This window comes from Lentzea alba, from assembly GCF_047445655.1.
In the GTDB taxonomy this organism is placed as follows: Bacteria; Actinomycetota; Actinomycetes; order Mycobacteriales; family Pseudonocardiaceae; genus Lentzea; species Lentzea alba_A.
The window spans coordinates 16,153-41,254 of record NZ_JAJAEG010000044.1; the positions used below are offsets into that span (position 1 = coordinate 16,153).

Genomic DNA, 25,102 nt, shown 5'->3' on the forward strand with positions numbered 1-25,102 from the left:
CCGGCACTCTCCAGAGGCGTGCGACTCGACCTGCGCGAGTGAGTTCTGCTGGTGGCGACCTACATGATTGATCACGTGAATCTGGTGTTAGTGGTCGTAGGCGATCGGTGATCGTTTGCTGGTCACTCCGGTGGTCGAGTTGTGCCAGATGCCGGCGGACATGGCGAGCAGGCGTTGGGCGACGCGGTTAACACGCCGTGCGGGTTCGTGCGCCGTGGCGTTCGAGGTCGAGAAGGTCTCGTCCTTGCGGTCGGGCCGCAGCAGGCGCAGCCCCTTGTCGCGGGTGAGTTGTTCGAAGTCCATTCCGGCGAAGCCTTTGTCGGCCAGCAAGATCTGCCCGTCGCACAGGAGGTGATGGTTGTTGTCGAGCAGGGCGGCGTCGGTGATCCACATGTCGTCGAACCATGACGGGCCACAACTCACCCCAGCCGCCTGACCAGCAGACCCCGCCAAGCCACCCCAGCAGGACCGGCGCGCTGCCGCCTGCCCCGGTCACCATGATTTTCGGATTGATGCGACGCTGGCATCTAGGACACCCCCGCTGGACGGGCCGGTGCCGGCTGCGGCGCCTGCTGCGGCACCTGCGTGATCATCCTTATACTGCAACCGTGTCGGGACCGTGTTGGCAGACTGGCCGGAAGACCCCAATGGCGCTAACCGGTGGTGTCCAGAGCGTGGCGCACCTGATCCGGAGAGGTGAACCGCTCCGGACACCCCACTGCGAGGCGTCTCGTGACTGAGCCGCTGGTTGGTGCGCTGCCCGGTCAGACGGCGTATGAGCGCTATGTCCTGCAGATCTGCCGGCAGAGCTTGAGGTGTACGTGCCGGTCGATGTTGGCGCTGCGATGTCGGCGCGGTCGCACCCGGAGTTGATTGCTGATGCGGTTGATGAAGGCTCACGCGAACTTGACAGGCCTCGGCATATGCCGTCATGAATTTCGAGCGTTCAGCGAGTCTCAACTTGATGACGCTGACACCGGAGGTGAGTCCTCGAATGGCACCTGTCATCTTTACCCCGCCGGGAAAGGGCACTCCGAATAGGCAGGGCCTGGCTTTTGCTTTGTTGGGCCCGGTGCGCGCCTGGCGCGATGGTGACGAGTTGGACCTGGGGTCGCCCCAGCAGCGGATGACGCTCGCAGTGCTGCTTCTGGAAGTCGGGCGTTCGGTACAGGTATCTGAGATCGTCGACGTGCTTTGGGGCGAGGATGCTCCGAGATCGGCACGGGGCACTGTGCGCACGTATGTGCATCGGTTGCGTCGTGTTCTCGTTGACGCTTCTGGAGAGCCGGTGCTGCGTTCGGACGGCGCAGGTTATCGACTGAACATTCAGGACGAGCAGATCGACCTCGGCCGGTTCAGGGCGTCGGTGCGGGCCGCTGACGTGATGAAGGCAGACGGGAATCTCGGCGAAGCAGTGTCCCTGCTACGCGACGCACTGGACGAATGGCGTGACGATGCGCTGGCCGGCCTGCCTGGGGAATGGGCGGCGAAACAGCGTCGCAGGTTTGAACGGCTGGGGGTCCAGGCGGTGGAGACATTGGCGGACCTGGATCTGCGGCTGGGCGGCGGCGTGGAACTACTGGAGCGGCTGGCGGCGATCGCGGAGCGGGAGCCACTGCGGGAACGTGTGCACGAACTTTGGATGCAGGCGTTGTACAGGTCTGGAAGATCATCCGAGGCGTTGGCAGTGTTCGAGAACGTCCGTAGGACGTTGCGTGAGGAGTTGGGTGTTGATCCTGGTCCGGCTTTGCGGGAGTTGCACCAGCGGATCCTGCGCGCGGATCCTGCGCTGATTCCCGCGCCCGCCAGCGAGCTCGCTCGCGCGGAGCCGGAGCTGGCGGCAGAGAGTTCCCTGCTGCGCCCTGCTCAACTTCCGGTCGCATTGCCGGTTTTCGCCGGGCGTGGGGCGGAGCTCGCCGAGCTGAATGCACGGTTCCGCGAGGCGCATCCACCTACGGCAGTCGTTGTGCACGGTACTGCGGGTTCGGGAAAGACAACGTTTGCAGTGTACTGGGCAAACCAGTTGGCTTCCTCGTACACGGACGGCCAGTTGTACGTGAACTTGCGAGGGTTCGGAAGCGAAGATACGGTCCGTGAGCCCGAAGAAGTGCTGTGGGAGTTGCTGGATGCGCTTGGCATACCGGCGTTGAACCGCCCGTTGGGGCTGGACGCTTTGACCGCGTTGTACCGAAGCGTGCTCGCCGAGCGGCAGATTTTGCTCATGCTGGACAACGTCCGGGACAGCGCGCAGGTTTTGCCGCTGTTGCCTGGCAACCCGAGCTGCCTGCTGCTGATCACCAGTCGCTCGGCGCTCACTGGGCTTGTCGCGGCGACAGGCGCGCACACCGTCGAGATGACGTTGCTTGACGAGGAGCAGTCCACCGCGCTGATGACCCGGCGCTTGGGCGCACGCCTCATGTTGGAGGAGCCCTCGGCCGTGCGGAAGGTGATGTTCGCCTGTGCGCGGTTGCCGCTGGCGCTGGCGGTCGTGTGCGCGAGGGCGGCAAGCAATCCTTCATTGCGCTTTTCGGACATCGCGAGTCAGTTGACCGAGTGTGATGTCCCAGGGTTGGACTTCCTGGCCGCGGATGAGCCGACCAGCGATGTGCGTTCCGTGTTGTCGTGGTCTTACAAGGCATTGGGCGAGCCTGCGGCCTCGTTGTTCAGGCTGCTTGGGTTGTTGCCGCTGGCCCAGACGAATATCGCCGAGGCGGCGAGCCTCGCAGGACTCCCCGTGGCACGGGTCCAGACGTTGCTTAGTGAACTGGCCGATGCGTACCTTGTGTCGGAAGACCGATCAGGCCGATTCAGCTGGCATGACCTCCTGCACGAGTACTCCCAGGAGTTGCTGAATGAGGTAATGAGTCCCGAAGAGCAACGGACAGCGCGGCGCCGATTGCTCGATCACCATCTCGTGATCGCATCTGGAGCGGCGAAACACACGAACGGGGACGAGGACGCCCCGGTGCCGCTTCCCGTGTCGCCGGGAGTAGTTGCGACGCCCCCCGCTGACTTTCAGGCTGCGCTCGATGCGGGCAAAGCCGAGCGGGCGACGGTACTCGCGCTCGCGCAGTTCGCTGCGACCAATGGATTCGAGGAGCATGCTTGGCGCCTTGCCTGGGGCATGCGTCACCATCTCGACTGGGAGGGCGCCTGGAACGAGATGGACATGGTCAACAAGACTGTGTTTCAAGCCGCAGCCAAGACGAAGGATCAACACGGCGTGGCTTACGCCCTGCGGTGTTTGGCACGTGTCGACTTCCACTTCGGTCGGAGAAATTCCGCCTACAGGCGGCTCGATGCCGCAGCCCAAGCTTTTCGCGCGGTAGGCGATCGTATGGCTGAGGGCTACACGCTTCGTCAGGCCGCAGGTACCTACTCGTACTGGGGTGATGACGAGGCAGCTTTCTCCTTTGCTCAGCAGGCATGCGAACTCTTCAGGGCCGAGCAGGCGCCCACCGGACAGAGCGGGGCGCTGGCGGTACTCGCACGGTGTCACATGAAGGGCGGACGTTACGAGGAAGGGCTGGCGTGTGCCCTCAAGGCTCGCGACCTGGCCGGCGACGATCCTCCGCCGCACGACTGGTTGCTCATCCTGAGCATGATCAGCGACATCTACGAAAACCAGGGGGAGTACGTCAGGTCCGCCGAGTTCCTTGAGCAGCAGATCACGTGGCTTCTCAAGCTGAAGGACCACGGGCAGACGCGGCACACGCTGTTCGACCGCATGCTGACCGGATGTTGGTCTCAGCTGGGGAGGGTGCTGCACGAAGCGGGGGAACACGACCGCGCGACCGGGGCCCAACGCATCGCGTTGGAGCGGCTGCGGGCAGACCTGGCCGATCCTCTGCTCGTGGCCAATCCTTACGATCGTGCCGACTCACGCCTGGTGACCGCGCTTGCCGATCTTGACGCCGTCCTCGCGGATCATCGGCCCACTGCCGAGTGGTATCTCGCAAGCATGATCACCTACGCGCGCGTGGTCGCCTCGATGTCGGAAATGGGTTTGGTTTCATATGCTACGCCGGAACCGATCGGGTCACGTGGCGATTCGACTGAGTCGAATCGCCACAGAACCGCAAGACTCGACCTAACCGAATCACACCACGACACCTGTGTGGCAGTTGGCGGACTCAACAGCCAGCTCGGTGAACGAGCCGCAGGCGGGCAGCAGATTCGCCGTAGTCGGGACCAGGTCCGGCTTTGATGGCGCTCTCTGGACAGGGCCCTGTCGCTGATTGCGGAGGTTGCGGCGGCAACAACTGTGGGCCTGGGCGCCGATGAACTTGTGACGACACACAACTCGGACACACTGCTGACTTGCGCCCTCGTGGTGACGGCACCGAAGGCCGGATCGGCTGAGGAGCTGGCCGTTGCGAGCTCAATAGATAGGCCTGCGGGACGCATTACCAGACTTCCACTGCTGGGCCGCAGACGTCTCACATTGAAACCGAATTTACAATAGGCCATGCGAGTGTGCCACTGATCACAATCTGAACTGCGATCACTATGGACCGATCGCCATCGCGAGCACTTGCGGGCAAAAAGTCAGGCCCAGACGGACACAGTGCTAGAAAGCTGGTTGACCGACACCGTCGAATGCCGTTCGATTCTGAGGTCATTGTGAACCCATAGGATTCACAGCTAATACAAGAATTAGCCCCAGGAGCGCAAAGAGTGGAACATCTCAATCCGGCTGAACTTGTGCTCGCGAAGGACGCACAGGACCTGCTCTTCCTGGATCCTCGCACTGTCACCGCGTTCCAGGATGCACCAGTGTCGGACGCTCAGCTGCGTGCGATCCACGACCTGGTCAAGTACGGCCCGACTTCCATGAACCAGCAGCCGTTGCGCGCTGTGCTCGTCCAGTCGTCAACGGCCCGTGGTCGTCTCGTCGAGCACATGCTCGACAGCAACAAGGCCAAGACCCTGGCCGCGCCCCTGTCGGTCATCATTGCCGCCGACTTGAACTTCCACCTCCGGCTCTCCGAACTCTTTCCCGTGCTTCCCGGGGCAGAGGAGTTCTTCGCCGACCCGGAGATGCGCACGGCGTCCGCCACCATGAACGCCCACATCCAGCTTGGCTACTTCATCGTCGGCGTTCGCGCGGCCGGACTCGCCGCAGCCCCCATGACCGGATTCGATCACCAGGCTCTGAACGCTGACTTCTTCCCTGACGGTGAGCTTCAGGCCGTGGCAGTGGTCAACGTGGGCGAACCGGCTCAGAACTCACCTGGGTTCGCCCGTTTGCCGCGTCTCCAATACGAGGACGTTTTCACTTCTGTCTGATCCGCCAGTCAAGGTTGTCATCTTTTGGCGGCTGTTCCGCCTTTCTCATTGGCAACTCGCTTGGCTCAAGTCGCGCTCGTCGACGAGGTCGGATCGTTCTGCATCCGGAAACGATCTTCGTCGGTTTGACCCGGTGTTCACCGAGTTCACGCGCGGGCTCCGTCGCGGCTGCGTCGTCGCACGGAGCCATCAAATCAAGCGCAACTTCTGACAAGGGGGCGACATGAAGGTCATCATCATCGGAGGCGGGCCCGTCTCGTGCCTGGCCGCCATCAGACTCAGGACACGCGGACACGAAGTTCGCGTGTACGAGCGCGGGATGAATCCGCTCTCGACACGACCCGGCCGCGGAAACTCGTTCAATTTGACGCTCACGGAACGTGGCCTGCGGTCTCTTCCCTTAGCCCTCCGAGACAGCGTCTACCGGGCCGGCGTCGAACTTCCGCAGCGCGTCATCCATCACAAGGACGGCTCGCTGACCTACCAGCCCTACGGAGTGACCACGGGCCAGCATCTGCTCTCGATTCCTCGAAACTCACTGCACCGCCTCCTGCTCGCCGAGGCCAAAGCGGCAGGTGCCCAGTTCTACTTCGACCACGAATGCTTCGGTGCGGATCCCAGGAACGCGACAGCTCAGTTCGTGTCCTGCGGCAAGGTGATCGTGGAAACGGCCGACCTGCTGATCGGTTGTGACGGCGCCAACAGTACGGTGAGGCACGAGATATCCCGCCGGGGCGGACGTCTCGACATCCGTCAGTTCTTCATTCCCCACGGCTATGTCGAGCTGACGATGCCGCCTGATGATCGAGGTCTGCACTCTCTGCTGCACGCCCTGCGCGACCCGATGGTGCCGGAGAGTTCCTCACACGGCCTGCATGTCTGGCCGCGTGAGGACTTCATGTTGCTGGCGCAGCCCAACCGGGACCAGACCTACACCGCGACTCTGTTCATGCCGTTGCGCAGCGACATTCAGGGGCAACCATCGATCGAAATGTTGCGCGGTTCGGCAGGTGTGGTCCACTTCTTCGAAAAACACCTGCCCGACTCCCTTGCTTTCCTGCCGGAGCTCGATACGGCGTTCTTCGCTGGTCGCGCCTCAGCGCTGCGGACCATCGCCTGCGACCCGTTCCACCACGGCCGGACCGTGCTGCTCGGCGATGCGGCACACACGCTCGTCCCGTTCTACGGACAGGGCATCAACTGCTCGTTCGAGGATGTCCAGGTCCTCATGTCATCGCTGGAACAAGCCGATGATCGCGGTGGCGCTATCGACGACGTGCCTTCGGTCCTGGCTCGGTTCACGCAGGAGCGCAGTGAGCCGGTGAAGGCGATCACCGAGCTGTCCCTCGCTAACCTTCGCGAGTTGTCCGCGCACACTGATTCAAAGGAGTTTCACGCACGAAACCGACTCGAGCTCAAGTTGCACGCACGGTACCCAGAACTGTTCGCACCTCTGTACCACCTCGTGGCCTTTTCCGAACTGCCGTACCACCTGGCTGTCGACCGGTACACGTGGCACCGCCGCATGCTCGATGAGCTGTGCTGGCAGCATGATCTCGCGACCGATGAGGAAGTCATCATCAGATTGTTCGTCGAACAGGCGAAGTACGGCCGGCATCAGCCGAAGTCGGCGCAGGAGCTGATCGTCGCCGTTCGTGAAGAACTCGTTCGATGACACATGATCGCGATGCTGCCCGTCCGCTGGAGCTGAGCGCCGAGGAGGTCCGTGCCCTTGTTAAGGCGGCGACTGAACACCTCATCGCTCTGAGCGCCAAACTGGACAGGCGCGAGTTGCCAGCCTCGTACGTGTTCGACTCGCTCAATGTCAACCGGTATGACGAAGGCAGGAACGTCTCGTATTCTCTTCGTGAGGACGAGCTTCCGCATGCAGGCACAGACTTTCACGTCTTGCTGCAGCAAGTGTTCGACGAAGCCATGTCAAACGGCACTCTGCACCCGCATCCTGGGTTCATGGCTCACATCCCCTCCGGTGGTCTCATCCAAGGCGCCGTAGGTGACTTCATCGCGCGTGCGGTGAACCGCTTCGCCGGTGTGTGGATCGCCGCACCGGGGTTCCAGCGGATCGAGTCCAATGTGATCCGGTGGTTCTGCACGATGCTGGGCTACGGCGCCAATTCCTTCGGGTATCTTACCACTGGTGGGTCGCTGGCCAACTTCATGGCTGTGCGATGCGCGTTGACGGCGCACGAGGACGACGATCGCGGCAGAGCGGTGGTCTATGTGTCATCAGAGGCGCACTTCTCGATGATCAAAGCCTCAACGATGTCCGGTCTCCGCGCTGCGCAGGTACACGTGATCGGCGTTGACGAGAACTACGGAATGGACTTGACCGAACTACGCTCTCGCATCGCGGCCGACCGCGCTGCGGGTCTGTACCCCGTGTGCCTGACGGGTACGGCTGGGACGACCAACACCGGTGCTGTCGACGACCTGGCTACACTCGCTCGCATTGCTCGTGACGAAGGAATGTGGTTTCACGCCGATGCCTGCTTCGGCGGGTTCTTCCGGCTGACCGAACGGGGCAAGGCAACCTTGCGTGGCATCGAGGAGGCCGACTCGATCTCAGTCGATGCACACAAATCGCTCTTCTTGCCGCACGGCATCTCTGCGCTGCTGGTCAAAGAACGCTCCCGGCTGGGAGAAGCCTTCCAGATCCCAGGGGCGGCATATCTTCCCGGTTTCGCGGACGAACCTGAGCTTGCTGACTTCGCTTCCTACGGTCCTGAGCTCTCTCGCGAGATTCGCGGCCTGACCGCGTGGCTTCCGCTGAAGATGCACGGCGTGCCTGCATTCGCTGCCGCCCTGGACGAGAAGCTGGACCTCGCACAGTACCTCGCCAACCGGCTGTCCGAAGTGGACGGGCTGGAGCTGGTACGCCCACATGCTCTGCAGCTGCCGGTGGTGATCTTCAAGCTTGGCGGCGACCAGGGCTCGGCGCGCAACGCGGAACTCTGCGAGCTGATCTGCTCGAGGGGCAACGTCTACCTCACGACAACCGAGCTTCCGGAACACGGTCTCGTCCTGAGGGTCTGCATCCTCCACCACAAGACCGACCGGGCTGTCGTCGACCAGTTGATCGACGACATCGCGTGTTCGGTGAGGACTCTGAACGGCGGAGAAATTTGATCAAGCGCGACAGCGCCAAGGTGACGGTTCCGAGTCCGAGCGAGCGGCCGGACGAGGTGCTCGCTCGGTTCAACGAGGACGCATTCGGCTACCTGGACGAGTTGGCTGGTGAACACGGCACCCTCTTCAGCTTGCCGCTGGGCAACATCGGCGGTCTCGGCCTCGCCGACATCGACCGCAACGGCTCGTGGGTGTTTCTCAGTCGTCCACACCAGGTCAAGATCATGTACGAGTCATCAGGTGAAGCGCTTTCAGGGGCCGAGGCCAACAAGATCTTCTTCGGAACGGACGAGGCGTCGGTCGCGTACATCGAGGGCAACGCACATCGCAAGCGCCGCCAGCAGCTTCACCCCGCGTTCGGTGGCAGCCGTGACTACTCCGGCTTGGTGCTGACCGAACTAGCTCGCAGGTCTGAAACATGGCCGAAAGGCGTGCCGTTCCCTCTGTTCGAAGAGCTGCAAGCCATGACAGCCGCCATCATCACCGAAGTCGTGTGCGGCAACATGAGCAACGAAGACCGCAGTCTCATCCGCACGATGCTGTTGCGCACAGAGAACGCGAAGTACACCCGCGAGGAAGTGCTCTCAGCCGACAAGGACATCCGCGCGCTGATCGCTGACAGCCTCCCGCGGTATCACAAGCTCAACGGGACCCGGAGTCCGGACACCATCTCATCCCTGGTGCACCTCGCTTCGGAGGGTGACGTCGAACTCACAGACGAAGTGATCCGCGACGAGGCATTCAGCCTGCTGTACACCGGATTCTCGACCACGGCAAACACCTTGGCGTGGACGTTGGTTCGGCTTTCTCGTGACCGGCGCGTTCTGCAGCTGCTCACAGAGTCGATCGTCAGTAGTGTCGGTGACGCGGGCGTTAGCCGAGAGTCCGTGAACGCGATCCCGTATCTGGAGGCCGTGCTCAAGGAGGTTCTTCGACTGCACCCAGTCACCGCGCTGAACGGAGTCCGGCTGCTGAGAGAGGACGTCGAACTGGACGGCTACCACATTCCGGCCGGGTCGGTGCTGGTGCATTGCGCCCATCTGCTCCAGAGATCGTCCGACGTCTTCGACGCACCCGACGAGTTCCTTCCAGAACGCTTCGTCAACGCCCCTTTGGACCGGTACAGCTGGGGAGCCTTCGGCGGCGGCAGCCGAATGTGCGTGGGCAGAGGTTTCTCAATGAACGAGATGAAGCTCGTACTCGCCAAGGTGCTGCTCGAATACGAACTACAGGCCGTGGATGCAGAACTCCCCACCGCTCGGCTGCAAGGCTTCTTCATGGCGCCGGCTGATGGAGCGTTGGTGGAACTAGCCTGATCCTCCTGCACCTCATCCGATCTCGGGAACCGCGTCCTCGTCCAGCGGAGGCCCAGGAGGCTTCCCGTCGCCGAAAGGGCTGCCTCCGAGCTCATCCCGGTGGTGCGCGGTCAACCAGGCTCGAGGACCAGGTCCAACGGCAACGATCCGCGCCGGGTTGATCCCCGAGTGCGAGAAGTAGTAGTGCTTCCTGATTTGGTCGAAGTCAACGGTGTCCCCGAACCCTGGAGTCTGGAAGAGATCCCGCGCATAAGCCCACAACGCCGGGTACTCGACCAGCTTGCGCACGTTGCACTTGAAATGGCCGTGATAAACGGCGTCGAAACGCACCAGCGTCGGCCACAGCCGCACATCTGCTTCAGTGAGACTGTGGCCGACAAGGTAGCGGCGGTTCTCGAGCCGTGCCTCCAGCTCGTCCAGCTGCGAGAACACACGCTTGACAGCGCGGTCGTAGGCCTGTTGGTTCGGTGCGAACCCAGCCAGGTAGACACTGTTGTTGAGGTTGGCATACACAGCCTCGTTGACCGAGTCGATCTCGTCGCGCAACGACGCCGGGTAGAGGTCCGGAGCTCCGACACGCTGACAGGCACCCCATTCCTGCCCCATGTCGATGGTGAGCGCCTCGAAGTCGTTCGACACGAGTTGCCCGCTGGAAACGTCGACCAAAGCCGGCACGCTGACCCCGCCACTGTAACCCGGCCGCCGAGCCAGATACGACTCGCGCAACGCGTGCACGCCCAACACCGGATCGACCCCACCGTCGTAGTCGGAGAAGACCCAGTGTGAGTCATCCGCGATCGACTCCAGGACGGGGCTGACAACCGCCTGCGAAATCACACCGTCGAGACCCATCAACCGGCGCACGATCGCAGTCCGATTGGCCCACGGACATGCTCTGCTGATCACCAGCCGATACCGGCCTGCCTCAACTGGCCACCTGGCTGAGCTGGACGTCACGCGGTCGGTGAACGCCATGGGATCACGTGTCATCTCTTCTGCAGGAACCTCATTCGCCTTCATCCCTCAGGTCTACCGCATCCAGGAACATCGCTCGAGTCTGACCCACCAAATGTTGATCACGCAGTCTGGGGCGGGGCCTCAATTAGCGCCATCAGTCCACGCACTTGTAGCCATCCGGTCCCCTGAAATGCAGAAACGTACGCTGCGAAGCAGTCGATGGCCCTGATCGTTGTGGCGGTGCACACGGTGTCGACGCCCCGTTGATGCGGCGTCGACGCCGTGTTGACAGGTGGTTGCTTCGCTTGATGCGGGCGTTGGACCGTCGTGCAGAGAGGTTCGTTGTGGTAGCTGCGGGCTTGGACCGTGCAATGCGAGTCGACCGGATCACCGTTGGCCTCATCGTTTGCGATGAGCGGCTGGCCGCGGACTTGGTGCCCACGTTGTCGACCTGCCAGGACCTGCGACTTGTCACCGATCGGGACGTCACGTCTGCCGACGTGGTGCTGGTGCTCGCGGAATCGGTTACTGACGCCGTCGTGGCGGAGCTAGTCGCGCTGGGGGAGCAGGGGCAGACCTCTGCGAGAGGCACCGTGCTGGTGGCCGGTCCGTTGCGGGAGCGGCATCTGCCGCGATTGTTCGAAGCTGGTGTGGTGAGCATCCTGCCCAGCAGGGGAATGACGGCGGGCCAGGTGGTGCGCGCGTTGTTCGCAACATCGGACGGGCGCGCCGTGCTGCCTGACAGGCTCACCCGGTGGCTGGTTGACCAGATCCGGTTCGCGAACACCAACCTGCTCGCCACTCAGGGCTTGACTGCGGGTGGTCTTACCGTCCGCGAGGTGGAGGTCCTCAGGCATATCGCCTGCGGCGAGGACACGGCACGCGTTGCCGAGCTGCTGAGCTACTCTGAACGGACCATCAAGAAGATCCTGCAGGAAATGATGGCGCGACTTTCCCTGCGTAATCGGGTGCACGCCGTGTCATATGCTCTTCGTGTCGGCGCCATCTAACTTACACCACAGCGGAATGCTCGAGTTTGAAGTTTACGCAGAGCCCACCGCCGCGTGCTGGATGGCTGAACAGCTCGTGTCCACGTCGTCCTGCCCGCGGTGAAATGGCGGTAATGACGCGATGTCCGATGAGCACGCCTGACAGATCCACACGATCGCACGGAAACGTCAGTTGTGATCATGCGCAATCGATGTCGCGGCTTGGGATGCGGCGCTCATCGTCAGTTATAGCTCGGGGCGTCCGCCTCGACAGGTCCGGCCCTGTGGAGACGTATCGCCGATAGTCCCTAGGCGTGGCGGCTGGGGTGTAGCTGCCGTCGGTCATGGCTGTGGACGAGCGCGGCGACCACACGTGGAGGCGGCTTGTCGTCCCAGACCAACGCGGGTCGCAGGTCGGCCTTTACGGGCAGATGTCGAGGAAGGCGCGGATACCTGGTGGCGTACGTCCCGCTACCGCTCCCAGGGCCGGATCCAGCGGTCTCCGAGGTGCTCATGTCCTGCGCAGCTATCGTTGAGGCCTAGCCACGCTGCACCACTTTTCAAGGCGGGTTCCGCGATCGTCTGCAGAACTCGAACTGGCACAACCGAAGCCCAATCGGGCCAGTAGGAAAATGGATGTGCACGTCCGGTCAGCCCGGTCGTAAGTTCTGCTGTGGGCAATCGTGCTGTCGGGAACTTGAAGGCCAGTCGACAAAGGCCAGAGGTCTGCGAGCCCCCTGCCGACCCGCAGACCCCTGGCGCTTTCAGTCAGTTACTACCATGCCGGTGCGATGGCCATTGGTCCAGCCTCCCCTGCTCGTCGGTGTCGGATATGACAAGGGGATGTCATCACGTCTGGCTCAATGGAAGCAACAAACATGATGGAAGGTGCACAAGATCTTGCCTGAAGGTGCCGTTTGGTCGTGATCGCGGATCATTGCCTCTAAGGTTGATGCAGGAGAAACCGTCATGTGCTGGTGTCCGCAACATTGGGGGCGGCCCACCGCGCGAAGTAGTTGAATGGGCAGGTGTCGAAGCTGTGCGAGTCACGTTTCGCGAGGTGCTGTCCGTCGGCGAGTTTCGAGCAATGTGGCTGGCGGAGCTGCTCTCTTTCGCGGGGGACCAGTTTGCGCGAGTTGCGCTTGTCGTGCTGGTGTTCGACCGCACAAATTCTGCCGCGATCGCAGGCTTGACATACGCCCTTACGTTCATCCCCAGCTTGCTCGGGGCCTTGACGTTGTCTCACATCGCTGACCGGCGTTCACGTCGTGATGTTGTGATCGTCTTGGACATTGTCCGCGCGCTGTTGGTCGCGGTCATGGTGATCCCCGGCATCGAGTTGCCGTGGTTGTGCGTTCTTGTGGCGGCCATGTCCTATGTCGGTGGTCCTTACGGTGCCGGGCAGCTCGCGCTGTTGAGTGACCTCCTCAGTGTTGAGCAGTATCCGGTCGGTATGACCCTTCGTCAGATAACTGTTCAGGCGGCGCAACTCGCAGGTTTCGTGGTGGGCGGCCTCCTCGCTGCTGCGGTGAGTCCCCAGGTGTGCTTGGCCATCAACGCGTTCACGTTCGCCGCATCTGCCGTGTTGATCAGAGTGGGCGTACGTTCACGGCCGGCTCCAGGAGCATCCTCGACGTCTGATCTGTTCATCGTTGCGGGTGTCAAAATGTTGTGGTGTGAGCCAAGGCGCCGCGTGATTCTCCTGATGGCCATGCTGGGGATCTTCTACGTCGTGCCTGAAGGCATTGCTGCGCCATATGTGTACGAGCTCGGCCACGGGTCCGGTGTGGTTGGAATCGTGCTGGCCAGTTGCGGTGCGGGTGCGATAGTCGGACTGCCGTTGTTCTCGCGTTTCGTGACGCCGGAGCGCTATCGGATCGCTCTCCCGATCGCCTGCGCGGCAGCCGGGTTTCCGCTTGTTCTGGTGCCGCTCTGCGGGGTATACGGCGCAATGATGCTGTTTGCCGTCAGCGGCGCATTGTGGGCGGCTCAGGTGGTGATGTCGGTTTCGATGATGTCTCAACTGCTTCCTGACAGTCATCGGGCCAACGGGATGGGGATTGCGTCTTCAGTGAACATCGCGGCGCAAGGCCTCGGAGTCGGTCTGGCAGGTGTCGCCGCAGAGGTCGTGAGCCCGTCCTGTGTGATTGCGATCGCCGGTGCGATCTCGGTCCTGGCAGCGTTGTGGCCAGGCGCAAGGTGGCTGAAGTTGACAATTCGGCCTGGCTCGCGAGAAGCGGCGTGCGGTGAACCGGAGATGTTTCGAACGCAGGACATTCGTTCCTGAAAGTCGGTGAGCGAACTATCTGCCGAATGTCATTCGTGCTCGTACGATCACCCTCTTTGGGGTCGCAGCGAGTCCTGTGCACTGCGGTCCGGGCCGTGAACCGCCCCCTTGCTGCTGCATCGTTTAACCACCGAACACGGTCCAACGGTCCGAAACAGATGCCGAACAACTTGGGTAATCGTCTTGCCATGAACGTGATGCCGTGAGGCGGTCAGCACGATCGGGCGAGTGTCCGGGAGCATCGGCCAGGCTCGCGGTCTCGTACGCTGCTTTGATCGAAAGTTCGAAAGGGAAAGGCGATGACAGACGCGACCTTCAACGAAAATTGCATGAAGGTCACTTGAAGGTCAAACGGAAGACCCAGCCCTTCACGGTGGACAACCGCAGGTCGCTGCTCGACGCGCTCCGCGGGGACACGAAGTACACCGGCCCGAGGAAGTCGTGCGATTTCGGGCAGTGCGGCGCACGGGTCTCGGAGTTGGCCCTGCCGATCCTCACGCAGGTTGTGGCGGCAAGCAACGCGCGATCCAAGACAACGGCTGCGCGTCGCCGACGTTCGGGTCAGAGCACGCTTCGGGCCTGGTAGCTGTGAACGCGGTGAACCCGGCTTGTCGGGGCGTGCTCTTCGACGTCGACGGCGTGCTGGTCGACTCCACCCTCGTCGGTGAGCAGGCGTGGACGCAATGGGCGCACGAGTTCAGGCTCGATCCCTCACAAGTACTGCGAGGTGTGCACGGCCGTCGCTCCGCGGACACCGTCCGGTTGCATTTGCCCGTGGTCGTGCGCGACCACGCGCTGCGCCGGATTGATGCCATCGAGATCGCTGGCGCGCACATGACCTCGCCCCTGACCGGTGCCCGCGAGCTGGTGGAGTCCCTGCCTGTGAACTGGGCCGTTGCCACGTCTGCCTCACGGGTCTGCTCACGGCGAGGCTCGCCGCGGCCGCGCTCCCGACACCGCCGGTGATCATCACGAGCGACGACGTCACGCGCGGCAAACCCAGTCCCGAGGGGTACTTGCGGGCAGCGGCCAAACTCGGTCTGCCGATCGATGCGTGCGTGATCTTCGAAGACAGCGTCAACGGTGTGGCTGCCGGTCTCGCCGCCAAGCCCGCGCACGTGGTTGGTGTCGGCATTGCCGCATTGCACACGCCGGCGCCTGTCGTCGTGCGCAGCCTGCGCGGAATCCGCTGGACCGGTCGCGGTATCAACCTGCCCTCCAGCGTCCGGCTCAGACGGCTCTGAACCTCACTCGTCCGGACCGAGCAGGCTCACCAGAGCCGCCCGCCCCTCGATGCCCAGCTTTCGGTAGATTCTTGTCAAGTGCACTTCAACCGTGCGTTCCCGCACGAACAGCATTCGCGCGATCTCCCTGTTCTTGTGCCCCAGGACTACAAGCCGCGCGACGCGGCTCTCTGCCTCCGTCAATCCGCCGACGCCGTACAGCTTCGGTTTCGGCGGCCGGCTTCCAACCGTGACGAGTTCGGCGCCGATGCGGCCGGAGAGGTAGGCGCAGTCGAGTTCGGCCGCGATTTCGTGGCCACGCCGCAGTTCCCGCCGTGCGCCTATCAGGTCGCCGTTTCCCGCTCGCTGCACTCCGCATTGAAGCAGCGCCTGGGCGAACAGGAACCTGTCCTCGGACTCGGCGAGCAGATCGACTGCCTCGTCGATCATCGGTCCACTGCCAGCGAGCAACGCACGCCCCACAGTCGCGGGCGCTCCCCACTGGCGTGCCAACTCGACCTCTTCGTCGCACAGCTCCTTTGCGAGCGGGACAGCTCCGAGCAACCGGGCGAGCTCGCTCCGCCACGGGATCGCGGCGGGGTTCCGCACACCTATGGACGTCAACAGGTCTCCGCACCGTTCCAGGTCGCTGCACGCTCGGAGCAAGTCTCCGTCTGCCGCCCGCAGCCTGGCCCTGGCGAAGAGAAGCGCCTCGCCGCCGGGCTCGGCGATGTCCGCGCCAACAGGTTGGTGCACGGTCAGCAGTTCCGAGGCAGCGGCCGTGTCACCACGGTCGAGTGCGAGTTCGACCAAGCAGGCGAGCATCGTCCGCACCGCGCGGCCTGTGCGGCTCATGCCGCAGGTGGCCGCGAGGTCCAGTGCCCGCTCCGCGTCCAATTCCGCGGCGCCGAGCCGGCCTGCCCGGCGCTGGATCTGCGCGCGGGACGACAACGCGTACGCCAAGGCAGGCCAGTGCCGCAGGTACTCGGCAGCGTTCACGACAGAATCACAGGCCTGCGTCGCGCTGGCGAGCTGTCCTGCGTATCCGAACAGATCCGCCGATATCACCTGGGCGAACATCACGTCGACGTCGGCCGGTGCCCGATCGGTGAGTTCAGCTGCAACAGCCAACGCTGGCAACCGCCCTTGTCCAGCCAGTGTCCGGCTCAGCGTGCCGACCGCAGACATGAGAGCGTCCTCGCTCATCGCCACCGACTCCGACGCGTCCGCGGGACGCCAGGACAGCCTGGCCCGCATCCGCGCGGCCGTCGCCCCGCTGGCCTTTGCCGCGATCGCCGCGGCCTGACTTCGCCGCCCGTCCAGCATCAGCACGTTGAACATGCCCAGATCCACCTCGGCCTCAGGCACGACCTTCAGCGCGCTGTCCAGGGTCTTCAATGCCCCTTCGACATCACCCCGTACCTGCGCCTCGGCCAGTCGCAGCAACACCTGACCTTCCTGAGCAGCGCGGTCGGGCCGTTCGGACAGTGCCCGCCGCAGCAGCCTCACCGCACGCCTTGGTTCACCTACTGCCATCGCCGACTGCGCGGCCGCGAGCAGCACGTCCATCACCCACTGCTCCTGGCGCGGCTCGCTGGCGAGCAGGTGCTCGGCGACCTCTGCCGGTTCGGCGCCCTCGTCGTGCCGGAACTCAGCTGCTCTCCTGCGCAGCGCCCGCAGTTCCGCAGGCGAACCGTGCTGCAACAGCGACCGCCGTACGAGCGGGTGAGTCACCGAGGTCTCGGTCTCGCCGACGTTCAGCAACCCGGTCGCCGACAGCTCCGCACACAGGCCGATCACCTCGGCACCAGGCCGTCCGCAGAATCTCGTCAACACGTCGATCGGCACGGCGCCGAGCAGAGCGACGCCCATGAACACGTCCAGCGCTGCTGGTCCCATGCGACGCAGCCGCACCCTCGCAGACAACGCGATCGCCTCGGCGTCGTGGAACCCCGCCACCAGCCACGGAACACCTCCGGTGGCGCGCAGGCACTCCGCAACCACCCGGTCAGCCGGAGCCTCGCCGTGCAGCAACTCGAGCATCTCCCGGACTTCCTCGTGGTCCAGGTTGTCGAGCTTCATGTGGTGGGTACCCGCGAAAAGGACATCTTCCACCTCAGCGGAATCCCACCCCGGCGCGCCGTCGCTCACCGCCGTGACGAGGACGACCGGCCAATGGCCTGATTGCTCCGCGAGCGCTGACAACCAGCGCTGGGATTCACGGTCGCACCACTGGAGGTCGTCTACGAGCAGCACCACAGGGTCTCCTGCATCGCGCAACGTTGCCAGCACCGCGTGAGGTCGACCGCCAGCGTCGGCATCCGATCTGGAGAGCAGCCGCGCGACCAATCCGGAGGCGCGTTCCCGCTCGCCGTACGATCCGGTCGCACTCAGCACCATCGCGGCATCTGCGGTGTTTCCGAACTCGCGCAGCAGCGCGGTCTTCCCTGCGCCGGCACCGCCCCGAACCACGATGACGCTGCCCCTGCCTGAACGAGCGCCGTCAAGCGCGTTGTGACAGATCGACAGAACGTCGTCACGTCCGACCAGCGTCATAGGTGATCCGTTCCCCCTGCCGTTCCGCAACTGCGGAATCGAGGATGCCACGGCGTCCGCAGTCAGGCGAACGCCGGACGCTCAGGGTCTGTTCGTGGTCGTCGCGTTCTGGCAGAGCACGATCGCTGAGAGGCGGCTCGGCGTGACACACCCCGACACCTGCGTACCGCTACCTCCCGAGCCGGAGAGCACTCGGCCGAACAATGGGTCGTCTTTGGCGGTCCGCTCCACGGTGGCGTCACGATTTGATGCCCAGGCCAGCCAGCATCGCTGTGTCCTCGTTCCCCGCTAGCGGATCGGGAGCGGGCGGCCCCGAGGCCCACTGACGTGATAACGAGATGATGCCGGGCTCCACCATGTCGAAGCCGTCGAACATCAACGCGACCTTGCGCCTCCGTCGCGGATAGACGGACTTTCCAGGACCGGCCATGAGCGGCGCCGCGGCGGTCGTGAGCCGGTCAGCGAACCACGGCACAAGGTGAGTGACGGCCACCGCACTGCCGCGTGCGAGCGCCGCGCCGTACGAGGAAAGGAACGACAGCGCGCGCGCTGATGACGACAGCAGGTGCGGCAATCCGATGGCGAGCACACCGATCGGCCTGTGCAGCTCGAGCATTCCCGCCACGATGGAGGGGCCGAGAACGTGGTCGAGCCGGGTGGCGTCGGCCAAGAGGAAGTGTGTGCGTTCGTTCTGCTCGGCCAGGATGAGACGTCCGTACTCCACCACTGCTGGGTCGGCGTCCACGTGCACCACCCGTGCATCTGGGCAGAGTTGGGCGGTGATGTCGAGAACACTGCCCTTCGCCGGCAGTCCTGAGCCCAGATCGATGAACTGGCGAATTCCCTGGTTCAGCATGAACCGCACCGCGTGGCCGAGGAAGGAACGCTCACGGCGGAGGATCGCGCGCACCACGTGGGCGAGCTCGGGATCGGCGTCCGCGTAGCGCCGGTCGAACGAGAAGTTGTGTTCGCCACCGCGCAGGTAGTCGTGCACCCGTGCGATACAGACCATGTCGGCGTCGTGGTAGTCCGTCGCGCGGCCCGACGACGTGTACATCGGTTTCCTCCGTTGATCGCACGGATGTGGGTCCCGAGGGATGAAGTCACAGCGATCGTCTTGATGGCGGGGTTGTGGTCGATGCATGCCCATCCTGTCCACCGGTGCTGCACAGCTGCGCACCGATCGGCAGGCGTCGATTGTCAGAAGGCCGTTGCCAGCGGAGGGATCGGTTGAAGTTTTGGGCCCTTTTGGGCATCCCTGTTGGTGGGAGGTTCAGTCACTGGCCATCTGAATGCTGCACTGAGAGCATCTGCGATGCGAAGGAGTCCGGTGATGCAACCAGCTCAGTCCGCCGAAGTGGAGCGCGCCGAGGCCTGGTACCGCGAACGCCACTTCTGGCCAGTCCGTGTCGAAGGGGATGCTGTGTTGCTCCCGCTGGGCCGCGGCGTCGTCGCGTTCGAGGTCCCGGTAGATCGGGCGGTGCCTGTGCAAAAGGCCCTGGAACGCAACGACATTCACACGCCCGCACTGTTCGTGAAGCGGCCGGACGCGCGCGTCACGTTCTTGGCGGATGCCGACGACGCGACGTTCGGGCAGTTCGAGATGCCCTCTGGCGTGCGGTACCTGACTGTCCCCGTCGCACTGCGGCTGCCACTGCTGACCACTATGCTGCCGTGCGACCGCAGTTGGTTCCGCGCACCGGATCCTGCCCGCCGCTGGTTCCCGCGCGCCGCTTCGGTCCTATCCGCGATCAACGCCGTAACTCCCTATGCCCTGCGTGCACACAGGACTCCCTGGCGGGCGGCAGGGCGTGATGGCGTTCTCATCGGGTGAATGCTGAGCCGCTCACCGCAACGACGTGGGTTCCGGCAAAGTCGCTCGGCAGTTCCTGGCCTGAGTGCAGGGGCAGCGAGTCGATCAAGAGCTGGAAATGAGCCTGATGCGGATGAACGGAACCTTCATCCACGTCAGGTCGATGAAGGTTCCGTTCATCGACAACGCGCGGTCGTGGGCGCGCTCTCATCGGGCATTTCGGGCGGCGGGACGACTTTGCCGGAACCCTGGCAACGACGTGGGGAGGCGTTCGACGACATCGGCGGTATCAGGAGTCATAGATCAAACGCAGCATGACACGCCCATGGTGTGTTTGAGGCACGCCTTGAACGTCCGTGAGGGCAGGAACGTGGTCGGGCGCTGGCCATACGGCCTCTGGTCGTCCAATCTCATGGTCACTCTGTCGAAAGGACGGCTGCGATGGCGGTTCCAGAACCCCGGCCGGTCGATGATGTGCTGTTGTTCGAGGTTCATCGCGAGCTTGTGCGTCAGCAGGACTACGAAGGTGCGGAAGAGGTCGTTGACCTGTTGGCGTCGGTTGTAGCGGCAGAGGAGCTGGTCGCGGCTGTGGAGCGCGACGACGGTGAGGCGATGGCGTTTCACGCAGGTTTGGTTCTGCGGAACCTGGAAACCGCTCACCAGGCGGAGTCCCGCATCGCGGACTAGCCCAGTATGTGGACCAGGTCTATGTTACCCGTTAGTCGTGAATTTGCTTTAAGGATGCGTTAAGAATTGCTCCCTCATCATTGCGTTCGATGCGGAATGGCGAGGAGGCCGTCGAGTGGATCCGACACCGGTTGCGGTACACGCGCACACGCCCATATTGCGTGCCGGAGTGATGGCGCTGCTGCGAGGGCAGGCAGCCATCGAAACTGTTCCGGTGGAGCGGTGGCAGGACGCGGATGTTCTCGTGGTGGCGCACGATCACTTGAGGATTTCCGATCTGCGAGGGCTTCGGGAGAAAATGCCCGAGTTCGCCAAGCCGATCGTCCTCGTGGTGCAGGACCTTCGGGAATCCCAGTTGCTGGGAGCGGTGGAGTGCGGGGTGAGGGCTGTTGTGCCCATGTCGCAGGCAACTGGGGACAGGTTGATTCACACCATCAACGCTGTCGTCGGCGGCGCGGGGGAGATTCCGGCGAAGCTGATCGGGCCGTTGCTGGACCAGGTGCACACGTTGCATGACAAGGTCTTGCGTCCGAACGGGTTGACCAGCTCAGGCCTCACACCGCGGGAGATCAACGTCCTGATCTTGCTGGCCGAGGGCAAGGACACGGCTGAGGTCGCAGAGGCGTTGTGGTATTCCGAACGTACGGTGAAGAACATCATTCAGGGCATGATCAGCCGACTGAATCTCCGCAACCGCGCGCACGCGGTCGCCTATGCGGCGCGGGTCGGCGCGATTTGACCGGCGGTCAGGTGGACACAACGAGCTTGACGCCGACTCCGCGGATCGTGTGCAGATAGCGTGGTCTGGCGGCGGTCTCGCCCAGCTTGCGGCGCAGCCACGACAGATGCACGTCGATGGTCTGATCGCTGGCCTTCTCGGAGCTCGCCCAGACCTGGTCGCTCAGTTCCCGTCGGGTCACAACGCGGTTGGGTCGTTCGGCGAGGTAAGCCAGCAGGTCGAACTCGCGCCGGGTCAGGTCGAGGTGCTGTCCGTGGAACGACGCGCTGCGCTCGAGCAGATTGATCTGCAGTCCTCCAGCGGCAACGACATGTTGTTCCGGGACAGAGGAGGCGGACGTCCGGCGCAGCAGCGCACGCATGCGTGCGACGAGATGATCAGCGGAGAACGGCTTGACCACGTAGTCGTCTGCGCCGGCGTCGAGCAACTGCACGACGGACGTCTCGCCGCGACGAGCGGTCACGATGATCACTGGGACCGAGCTGATACCGCGGATCATGCGCAGAGCAGCGGTCCCATCCAGGTCTGGAAGACCGAGATCCAGCAACACGATGTCCACGGGACCGGCGGCGGTTTCCCGCAGTGCCTCCGCTGCGGTCGCGACCGCGACGACGGAAAAACGGCGCTCGATCAACGCGTCGCGCAGAGCAGCTCTGATTGCATCGTCATCTTCGACGAGCAGAACGGAATACATGCTACCTCGCGTGCGTAGGTGGAGCCGGACGGGCCCTCCAGGGGAAAGGCTATGGCGAGATACTGCCTGCCGCTCAGGCGCGAGGGACGTCTTGACGGCGCTTGCGGGTTGGAAGGGCACGGATTGATATCCGCCGAGGCATCGATGCGAGAACGGAAGTACACGAAAGGTGGAATCTGAGTGATTCGGGTGCAGTTGCCGGAGGCCGAGCCGGTCGTCATCGCAGGGGTGGCGAGTTGGCTCACTTCGCATCCAGACATCACTATCGCCGATGCGCTCCCAGATTCCCCGGTGGACGTGCTCGTTGCCGTTGCGCGCCTGGTTGACGGGCCCTTTCTCGATTCACTTGGAGAAACGGCGCGGCGAAAGGGCGCGGTCGTCGTGCTGGCGCTCGACAACATGCCCGATGACGTACTTGGCAGGGCGGAGCCTGCCCAGGTCGTGAGCCTGTTGCCACGCGGATCGATGGATCGCGATCGCCTGGTGGCCGCTGTGGTCGCGGCACCGAGGCAACAGCCTCAACATGCGGCGACCAGCGCGGAGTCGCTGGTCGCCGCACTGCGTGGCGAGCTTGAGGATGTGCGTGCGACGGTCCACCACCATGACCACCCGATGGCGGTGTTGGAAGACCGAGAGGTCGAACTGTTGAAACTGGTTGCGCGCGGCTGGGGCACCAACGAGATCGCCACGAAGCTGTCGCTATCGCACCGTACGGTGGTCAACCGGGTGCAGGTCGTGGTTCGGAAATGCGGAGCGCTCAACCGTTGCGAAGCGGTTGCGCAGGCCGCACGCGTCGGGTTGGTGTGACAAGCGGCTGCCGAAACCGGTCTCGGGTCTGGTTCGGCAGCCGCGTCGGTCACTGCGAGAGCAGCTGGGCGCAGCGGATCAGGCCCAGGTGCGAGTACGCCTGCGGGTGGTTGCCGAGAGACCGCTCGGCGACCGGGTCGTACTCCTCCGGCAGCAGACCGGTGGGACCTGCGGCGGCGACGATCTGGCCGAACAGCTCCTCGGCCTCGGTGCGCCTGCCGGTCAGCAGGTAGGCCTCGATCATCCAGGCGGCGCACAGGTGGAAGCCGCCCTCGTCGCCCGGCAGGCCGTCGTCGCGGTGGTAGCGGTACACGGTCGAGCCGGACCGCAGTTCCGCCTCGATCGCCGTGACGGTCGACTGGAAGCGCTCATCCGCAGGATCGATGAGCCCGGACAGACCGACGAACAGCGAAGCGGCGTCCAGATCGTCGCCGTCGTAGGCGGTGGTGAAGGACTGGACCTCGTCGTTCCAGCCGTTCTTCAGCACGTCGGTGGCGATGGTGTCGCGCAACGGCACCCATGAGGGATCCAAGGCACGGCCGAACTGTTCGCCGAGCTTGATCGCGCGGTCGATGGTCAGCCAGCACATGACCTTGGAGTACACGTGGTGGCGCGGCGCGTGTCGTTCTTCCCAGATGCCGTGGTCGGGTTCGTGCCAGCGGCGGGAGACCGCCTCGGCCATCGCCTGGACCATCGTCCAGTCGGCGTCCGAGAGCGAACCTCGTGCCGTGGCGAGGGAGACCACGAGGTCGACGACCGGGCCGAACACGTCGAGCTGCACCTGCTGGTTGGCCAGGTTGCCGACGCGCACCGGGCGTGAGCCCGCGTAGCCGGGGAGCGTGTCGATCACGGCCTCGGCGCCGAGCTGCGTGCCCTGCAACGTGTACAGCGGATGCAGGCGCTCCGGGCCCGGTACCGTCGCGAGTACACCGTGAAGCCAGTCGAGATAGCCCTCCGCCTCGGCGAACGAACCCAGCGAGACGAGGGCGGATGCAGTCATAGCCGCGTCACGCAGCCAGCAGTAGCGGTAGTCCCAGTTGCGGACACCGCCCAGCTCTTCTGGCAAGGACGTCGTGGCCGCCGCCATGATCGAGCCGGACGGCACGTGCACCAGACCGCGCAAGGTCAACGCCGAACGCAGCACCAGATCGCGCTCAACTGCGGGTACCGTGAGCCCGGCGGCCCAGTCGGACCAGTAGGTGGCTGCACGATGTTGCCGCGTAGGTTCGTCCGCGGCCGGCTCGGTGAGGTCGTCGGTGCCGCAACGCAGCTCCAGCAACACCGCCGCACCCTCACGCGGCCGGACCACGGCGCGTGCGGTCTCCTGGACGCCGTCGGAGGTGATCTCCCAGTCGACGCCCGGCGAACGCAGCACCATCGGGTCCGAGGTGCCGACCACGCGCAGACCGTCGCGCTCGCGCAGCAACCGGACAGGCACCTGGCCGAACTCCGGGCGCGGCGCGAACGTGATCACCGCGTTCGTCGAGCCCGAGATCCGGCGCACCAGATCGGTGCGGTGCGACGCGAGGTCGTGCTCCAGGTAGTCCGTCACGAGCAACCGCGACCAGCGGGTCTCCACGATCATCGTGCCCGGCAGGTAGCGCTGCCCGAGCGGCAACGACCCGTGCTCCGGCTTGATCGAGAAGTGGCCCGCGGCAGGGCCGCCCAGCAGGTCCGCGAAGATCGCCGCGGAGTCCGGCTCGGGGTGGCACAGCCAGTTGACCTTGGCGTCCGGCGTCACCAAAGCGACGGAACGCTCGTTCGCGAGCATCGTCAGACGCTCGATCGGCACGGCCTGGTCGCCGTGCAGCCACGCCCGGCGCTCCTCCAGCAGGAACGCCAGCACCAGCGCGACGTCGGCGGGGTCGTTCACGTAGTGCTGGGCGAGTGACTCGCCCGCACCGACGCGGATGCCCAGGTCCGGACCGTGCAGGCGCGCGAACGCCTTCTCGTCCGTCACGTCGTCGCCCAGGAAGATCGCCGCGGTGGCGCCGACCTGGTGCCGCAGGATGTCGAGGGCGTGGCCCTTGTCGGTCTCGACGACCGCGAGCTCGATCACGGCCTTGCCCTCGGTGACCTGCACACCTTCCCAGGTGCACGGGCCGGCCTCCAGCACCTTCAGCATGCGTTGCGCTGCGGACTCCGAGCAGTTGCGGTAGTGCACCGCGACGGCAGCGGGCTTCAGCTCGAGCAGTGCACCTGGCGTCACCCTGACCAGAGCGTCGAGTTCGCGGTACAGCGCGGCGAGTGTGTCGCGGGCGCGCTCGGGCAGCACGTTGACGAAGCCGACGTCGAACTCTGAGCCGTGTGACCCGACGAGGTGCACCTCACCCGGCAACCGGGACAGTGCGGCCAGGTCGCGCAGCGCACGTCCCGAGATGACCGCGCAGGTCGTCTCGTGCAGGCCGGCGAGCGAACGCAGCGCAGCGACCGCACGCAAGTCGGGAAAGGCTTCGTCGGGCGCTCCGGCGATCGGGGCCAGCGTGCCGTCGTAGTCACACGCGACCAGCAGGTGCGGCGCCCGGGCAAGGCTCGTGAGACCTTGCCGAAGTTCGAATGGCAGTGCCTGCACAGGTGTTGGGCCTGTGCCGTGAGAAG

At 64.2% G+C, this 25,102-nt stretch carries 20 protein-coding genes; 12 read left to right on the forward strand and 8 right to left on the reverse strand.

The features are described 5' to 3' along the window. Positions 1-87 precede the first annotated feature (87 nt). The gene (locus LFM09_RS44645; RefSeq protein ID WP_414102704.1) at positions 88-393 is read right to left on the reverse strand and encodes a hypothetical protein; all 306 of its coding nucleotides are present in this window, start codon (positions 391-393) and stop codon (positions 88-90) included. Positions 394-931: 538 nt separating this feature from the next. Here LFM09_RS44645 and LFM09_RS44650 point away from each other — a divergent pair. The 5 genes from LFM09_RS44650 to LFM09_RS44670 all read left to right on the forward strand — a co-directional run bounded on the left by LFM09_RS44650 (position 932) and on the right by LFM09_RS44670 (position 9,752). After that, positions 932-4,207 carry a BTAD domain-containing putative transcriptional regulator gene (locus LFM09_RS44650; protein WP_414102705.1) on the forward strand — a complete coding sequence of 1,092 codons (3,276 nt, stop codon included), beginning with the start codon at positions 932-934 and terminating at the stop codon, positions 4,205-4,207. 497 nt (positions 4,208-4,704) lie between these two features. Further along, entirely contained in the window at positions 4,705-5,289 is a 585-nt protein-coding gene (locus LFM09_RS44655) for a malonic semialdehyde reductase (protein ID WP_414102706.1), read from the forward strand. 223 nt (positions 5,290-5,512) lie between these two features. Further along, positions 5,513-6,964, forward strand: coding sequence for an FAD-dependent oxidoreductase (locus LFM09_RS44660; protein ID WP_414102707.1), 1,452 nt, complete (start codon positions 5,513-5,515; stop codon positions 6,962-6,964). Continuing rightward, a complete protein-coding gene (locus LFM09_RS44665; RefSeq protein ID WP_414102708.1) occupies positions 6,961-8,436 on the forward strand; it encodes a pyridoxal phosphate-dependent decarboxylase family protein in 1,476 nt (491 codons plus the stop codon). Before LFM09_RS44660 ends, LFM09_RS44665 begins: the two co-directional genes overlap by 4 nt. Then, complete coding sequence (locus tag LFM09_RS44670) at positions 8,433-9,752, forward strand: cytochrome P450 (protein WP_414102709.1); 1,320 nt, start codon at positions 8,433-8,435, stop codon at positions 9,750-9,752. The genes LFM09_RS44665 and LFM09_RS44670 overlap by 4 nt, the downstream gene beginning before the upstream one ends. Before the next feature lie 12 nt (positions 9,753-9,764). On the opposite strand, the gene LFM09_RS44675 is transcribed toward LFM09_RS44670, so the two are convergent. Next, positions 9,765-10,772: a glutathione S-transferase family protein gene (locus LFM09_RS44675; RefSeq protein WP_414102710.1), complete on the reverse strand. Its 1,008-nt coding sequence runs from the start codon at positions 10,770-10,772 to the stop codon at positions 9,765-9,767. A 308-nt stretch (positions 10,773-11,080) separates the two neighbouring features. Between LFM09_RS44675 and LFM09_RS44680 the strand changes: the two genes are divergently transcribed. Then, the gene (locus tag LFM09_RS44680) at positions 11,081-11,719 is read left to right on the forward strand and encodes a helix-turn-helix transcriptional regulator (protein ID WP_414102711.1); all 639 of its coding nucleotides are present in this window, start codon (positions 11,081-11,083) and stop codon (positions 11,717-11,719) included. 1,018 nt (positions 11,720-12,737) lie between these two features. Beyond that, entirely contained in the window at positions 12,738-13,985 is a 1,248-nt protein-coding gene (locus LFM09_RS44685; RefSeq protein WP_414102712.1) for an MFS transporter, read from the forward strand. A gap of 336 nt (positions 13,986-14,321) precedes the next feature. On the opposite strand, the gene LFM09_RS44690 is transcribed toward LFM09_RS44685, so the two are convergent. After that, entirely contained in the window at positions 14,322-14,483 is a 162-nt protein-coding gene (locus LFM09_RS44690) for a hypothetical protein (protein WP_414102713.1), read from the reverse strand. A 99-nt stretch (positions 14,484-14,582) separates the two neighbouring features. Between LFM09_RS44690 and LFM09_RS44695 the strand changes: the two genes are divergently transcribed. Both LFM09_RS44695 and LFM09_RS44700 read left to right on the forward strand, forming a co-directional pair. Further along, positions 14,583-14,951, forward strand: coding sequence for an HAD hydrolase-like protein (locus tag LFM09_RS44695; protein WP_414102714.1), 369 nt, complete (start codon positions 14,583-14,585; stop codon positions 14,949-14,951). Further along, positions 14,948-15,229, forward strand: a complete 282-nt coding sequence (locus LFM09_RS44700; protein WP_414102715.1) for an HAD family hydrolase — start codon at positions 14,948-14,950, stop codon at positions 15,227-15,229. Before LFM09_RS44695 ends, LFM09_RS44700 begins: the two co-directional genes overlap by 4 nt. Before the next feature lie 3 nt (positions 15,230-15,232). On the opposite strand, the gene LFM09_RS44705 is transcribed toward LFM09_RS44700, so the two are convergent. Next, complete coding sequence (locus tag LFM09_RS44705; RefSeq protein ID WP_414102716.1) at positions 15,233-17,764, reverse strand: AAA family ATPase; 2,532 nt, start codon at positions 17,762-17,764, stop codon at positions 15,233-15,235. 238 nt (positions 17,765-18,002) lie between these two features. After that, positions 18,003-18,821 carry an SAM-dependent methyltransferase gene (locus LFM09_RS44710; RefSeq protein WP_414102717.1) on the reverse strand — a complete coding sequence of 273 codons (819 nt, stop codon included), beginning with the start codon at positions 18,819-18,821 and terminating at the stop codon, positions 18,003-18,005. A gap of 300 nt (positions 18,822-19,121) precedes the next feature. Between LFM09_RS44710 and LFM09_RS44715 the strand changes: the two genes are divergently transcribed. Then, on the forward strand, positions 19,122-19,598 hold the full coding sequence (locus tag LFM09_RS44715) for a hypothetical protein (protein ID WP_414102718.1): 477 nt from the start codon (positions 19,122-19,124) through the stop codon (positions 19,596-19,598). A gap of 282 nt (positions 19,599-19,880) precedes the next feature. Here the strand turns inward: LFM09_RS44715 and LFM09_RS44720 are convergent, their stop codons facing one another. After that, positions 19,881-20,237: a hypothetical protein gene (locus LFM09_RS44720; protein ID WP_414102719.1), complete on the reverse strand. Its 357-nt coding sequence runs from the start codon at positions 20,235-20,237 to the stop codon at positions 19,881-19,883. Positions 20,238-20,379: 142 nt separating this feature from the next. Here LFM09_RS44720 and LFM09_RS44725 point away from each other — a divergent pair, with 142 nt between their 5' ends. Next, positions 20,380-21,003 carry a helix-turn-helix transcriptional regulator gene (locus LFM09_RS44725; protein ID WP_414102720.1) on the forward strand — a complete coding sequence of 208 codons (624 nt, stop codon included), beginning with the start codon at positions 20,380-20,382 and terminating at the stop codon, positions 21,001-21,003. A gap of 7 nt (positions 21,004-21,010) precedes the next feature. Here the strand turns inward: LFM09_RS44725 and LFM09_RS44730 are convergent, their stop codons facing one another. Continuing rightward, positions 21,011-21,697, reverse strand: a complete 687-nt coding sequence (locus LFM09_RS44730; protein ID WP_414102721.1) for a response regulator transcription factor — start codon at positions 21,695-21,697, stop codon at positions 21,011-21,013. A 180-nt stretch (positions 21,698-21,877) separates the two neighbouring features. Between LFM09_RS44730 and LFM09_RS44735 the strand changes: the two genes are divergently transcribed. Continuing rightward, complete coding sequence (locus LFM09_RS44735; protein ID WP_414102722.1) at positions 21,878-22,504, forward strand: helix-turn-helix transcriptional regulator; 627 nt, start codon at positions 21,878-21,880, stop codon at positions 22,502-22,504. Between the two features lie 49 nt (positions 22,505-22,553). Here LFM09_RS44735 and otsB read toward each other — a convergent pair whose 3' ends face one another. Beyond that, the gene (otsB, locus tag LFM09_RS44740) at positions 22,554-25,076 is read right to left on the reverse strand and encodes a trehalose-phosphatase (RefSeq protein WP_414102723.1); all 2,523 of its coding nucleotides are present in this window, start codon (positions 25,074-25,076) and stop codon (positions 22,554-22,556) included. Between the last annotated feature and the right edge of the window lie 26 nt (positions 25,077-25,102).

Bases quoted from the DNA above. Each gene is read 5' to 3' on its own strand.
- LFM09_RS44675 (WP_414102710.1), bottom strand. From the start codon at position 10,772: ATGAAGGCGAATGAGGTTCCTGCAGAAGAGATGACACGTGATCCCATG.
- LFM09_RS44665 (WP_414102708.1), top strand. From the start codon at position 6,961: ATGACACATGATCGCGATGCTGCCCGTCCGCTGGAGCTGAGCGCCGAG.
- LFM09_RS44660 (WP_414102707.1), top strand. From the start codon at position 5,513: ATGAAGGTCATCATCATCGGAGGCGGGCCCGTCTCGTGCCTGGCCGCC.
- LFM09_RS44705 (WP_414102716.1), bottom strand. From the start codon at position 17,764: ATGACGCTGGTCGGACGTGACGACGTTCTGTCGATCTGTCACAACGCG.
- LFM09_RS44650 (WP_414102705.1), top strand. From the start codon at position 932: ATGAATTTCGAGCGTTCAGCGAGTCTCAACTTGATGACGCTGACACCG.
- LFM09_RS44680 (WP_414102711.1), top strand. From the start codon at position 11,081: ATGCGAGTCGACCGGATCACCGTTGGCCTCATCGTTTGCGATGAGCGG.
- LFM09_RS44645 (WP_414102704.1), bottom strand. From the start codon at position 393: ATGTGGATCACCGACGCCGCCCTGCTCGACAACAACCATCACCTCCTG.
- LFM09_RS44710 (WP_414102717.1), bottom strand. From the start codon at position 18,821: ATGTACACGTCGTCGGGCCGCGCGACGGACTACCACGACGCCGACATG.
- LFM09_RS44730 (WP_414102721.1), bottom strand. From the start codon at position 21,697: ATGTATTCCGTTCTGCTCGTCGAAGATGACGATGCAATCAGAGCTGCT.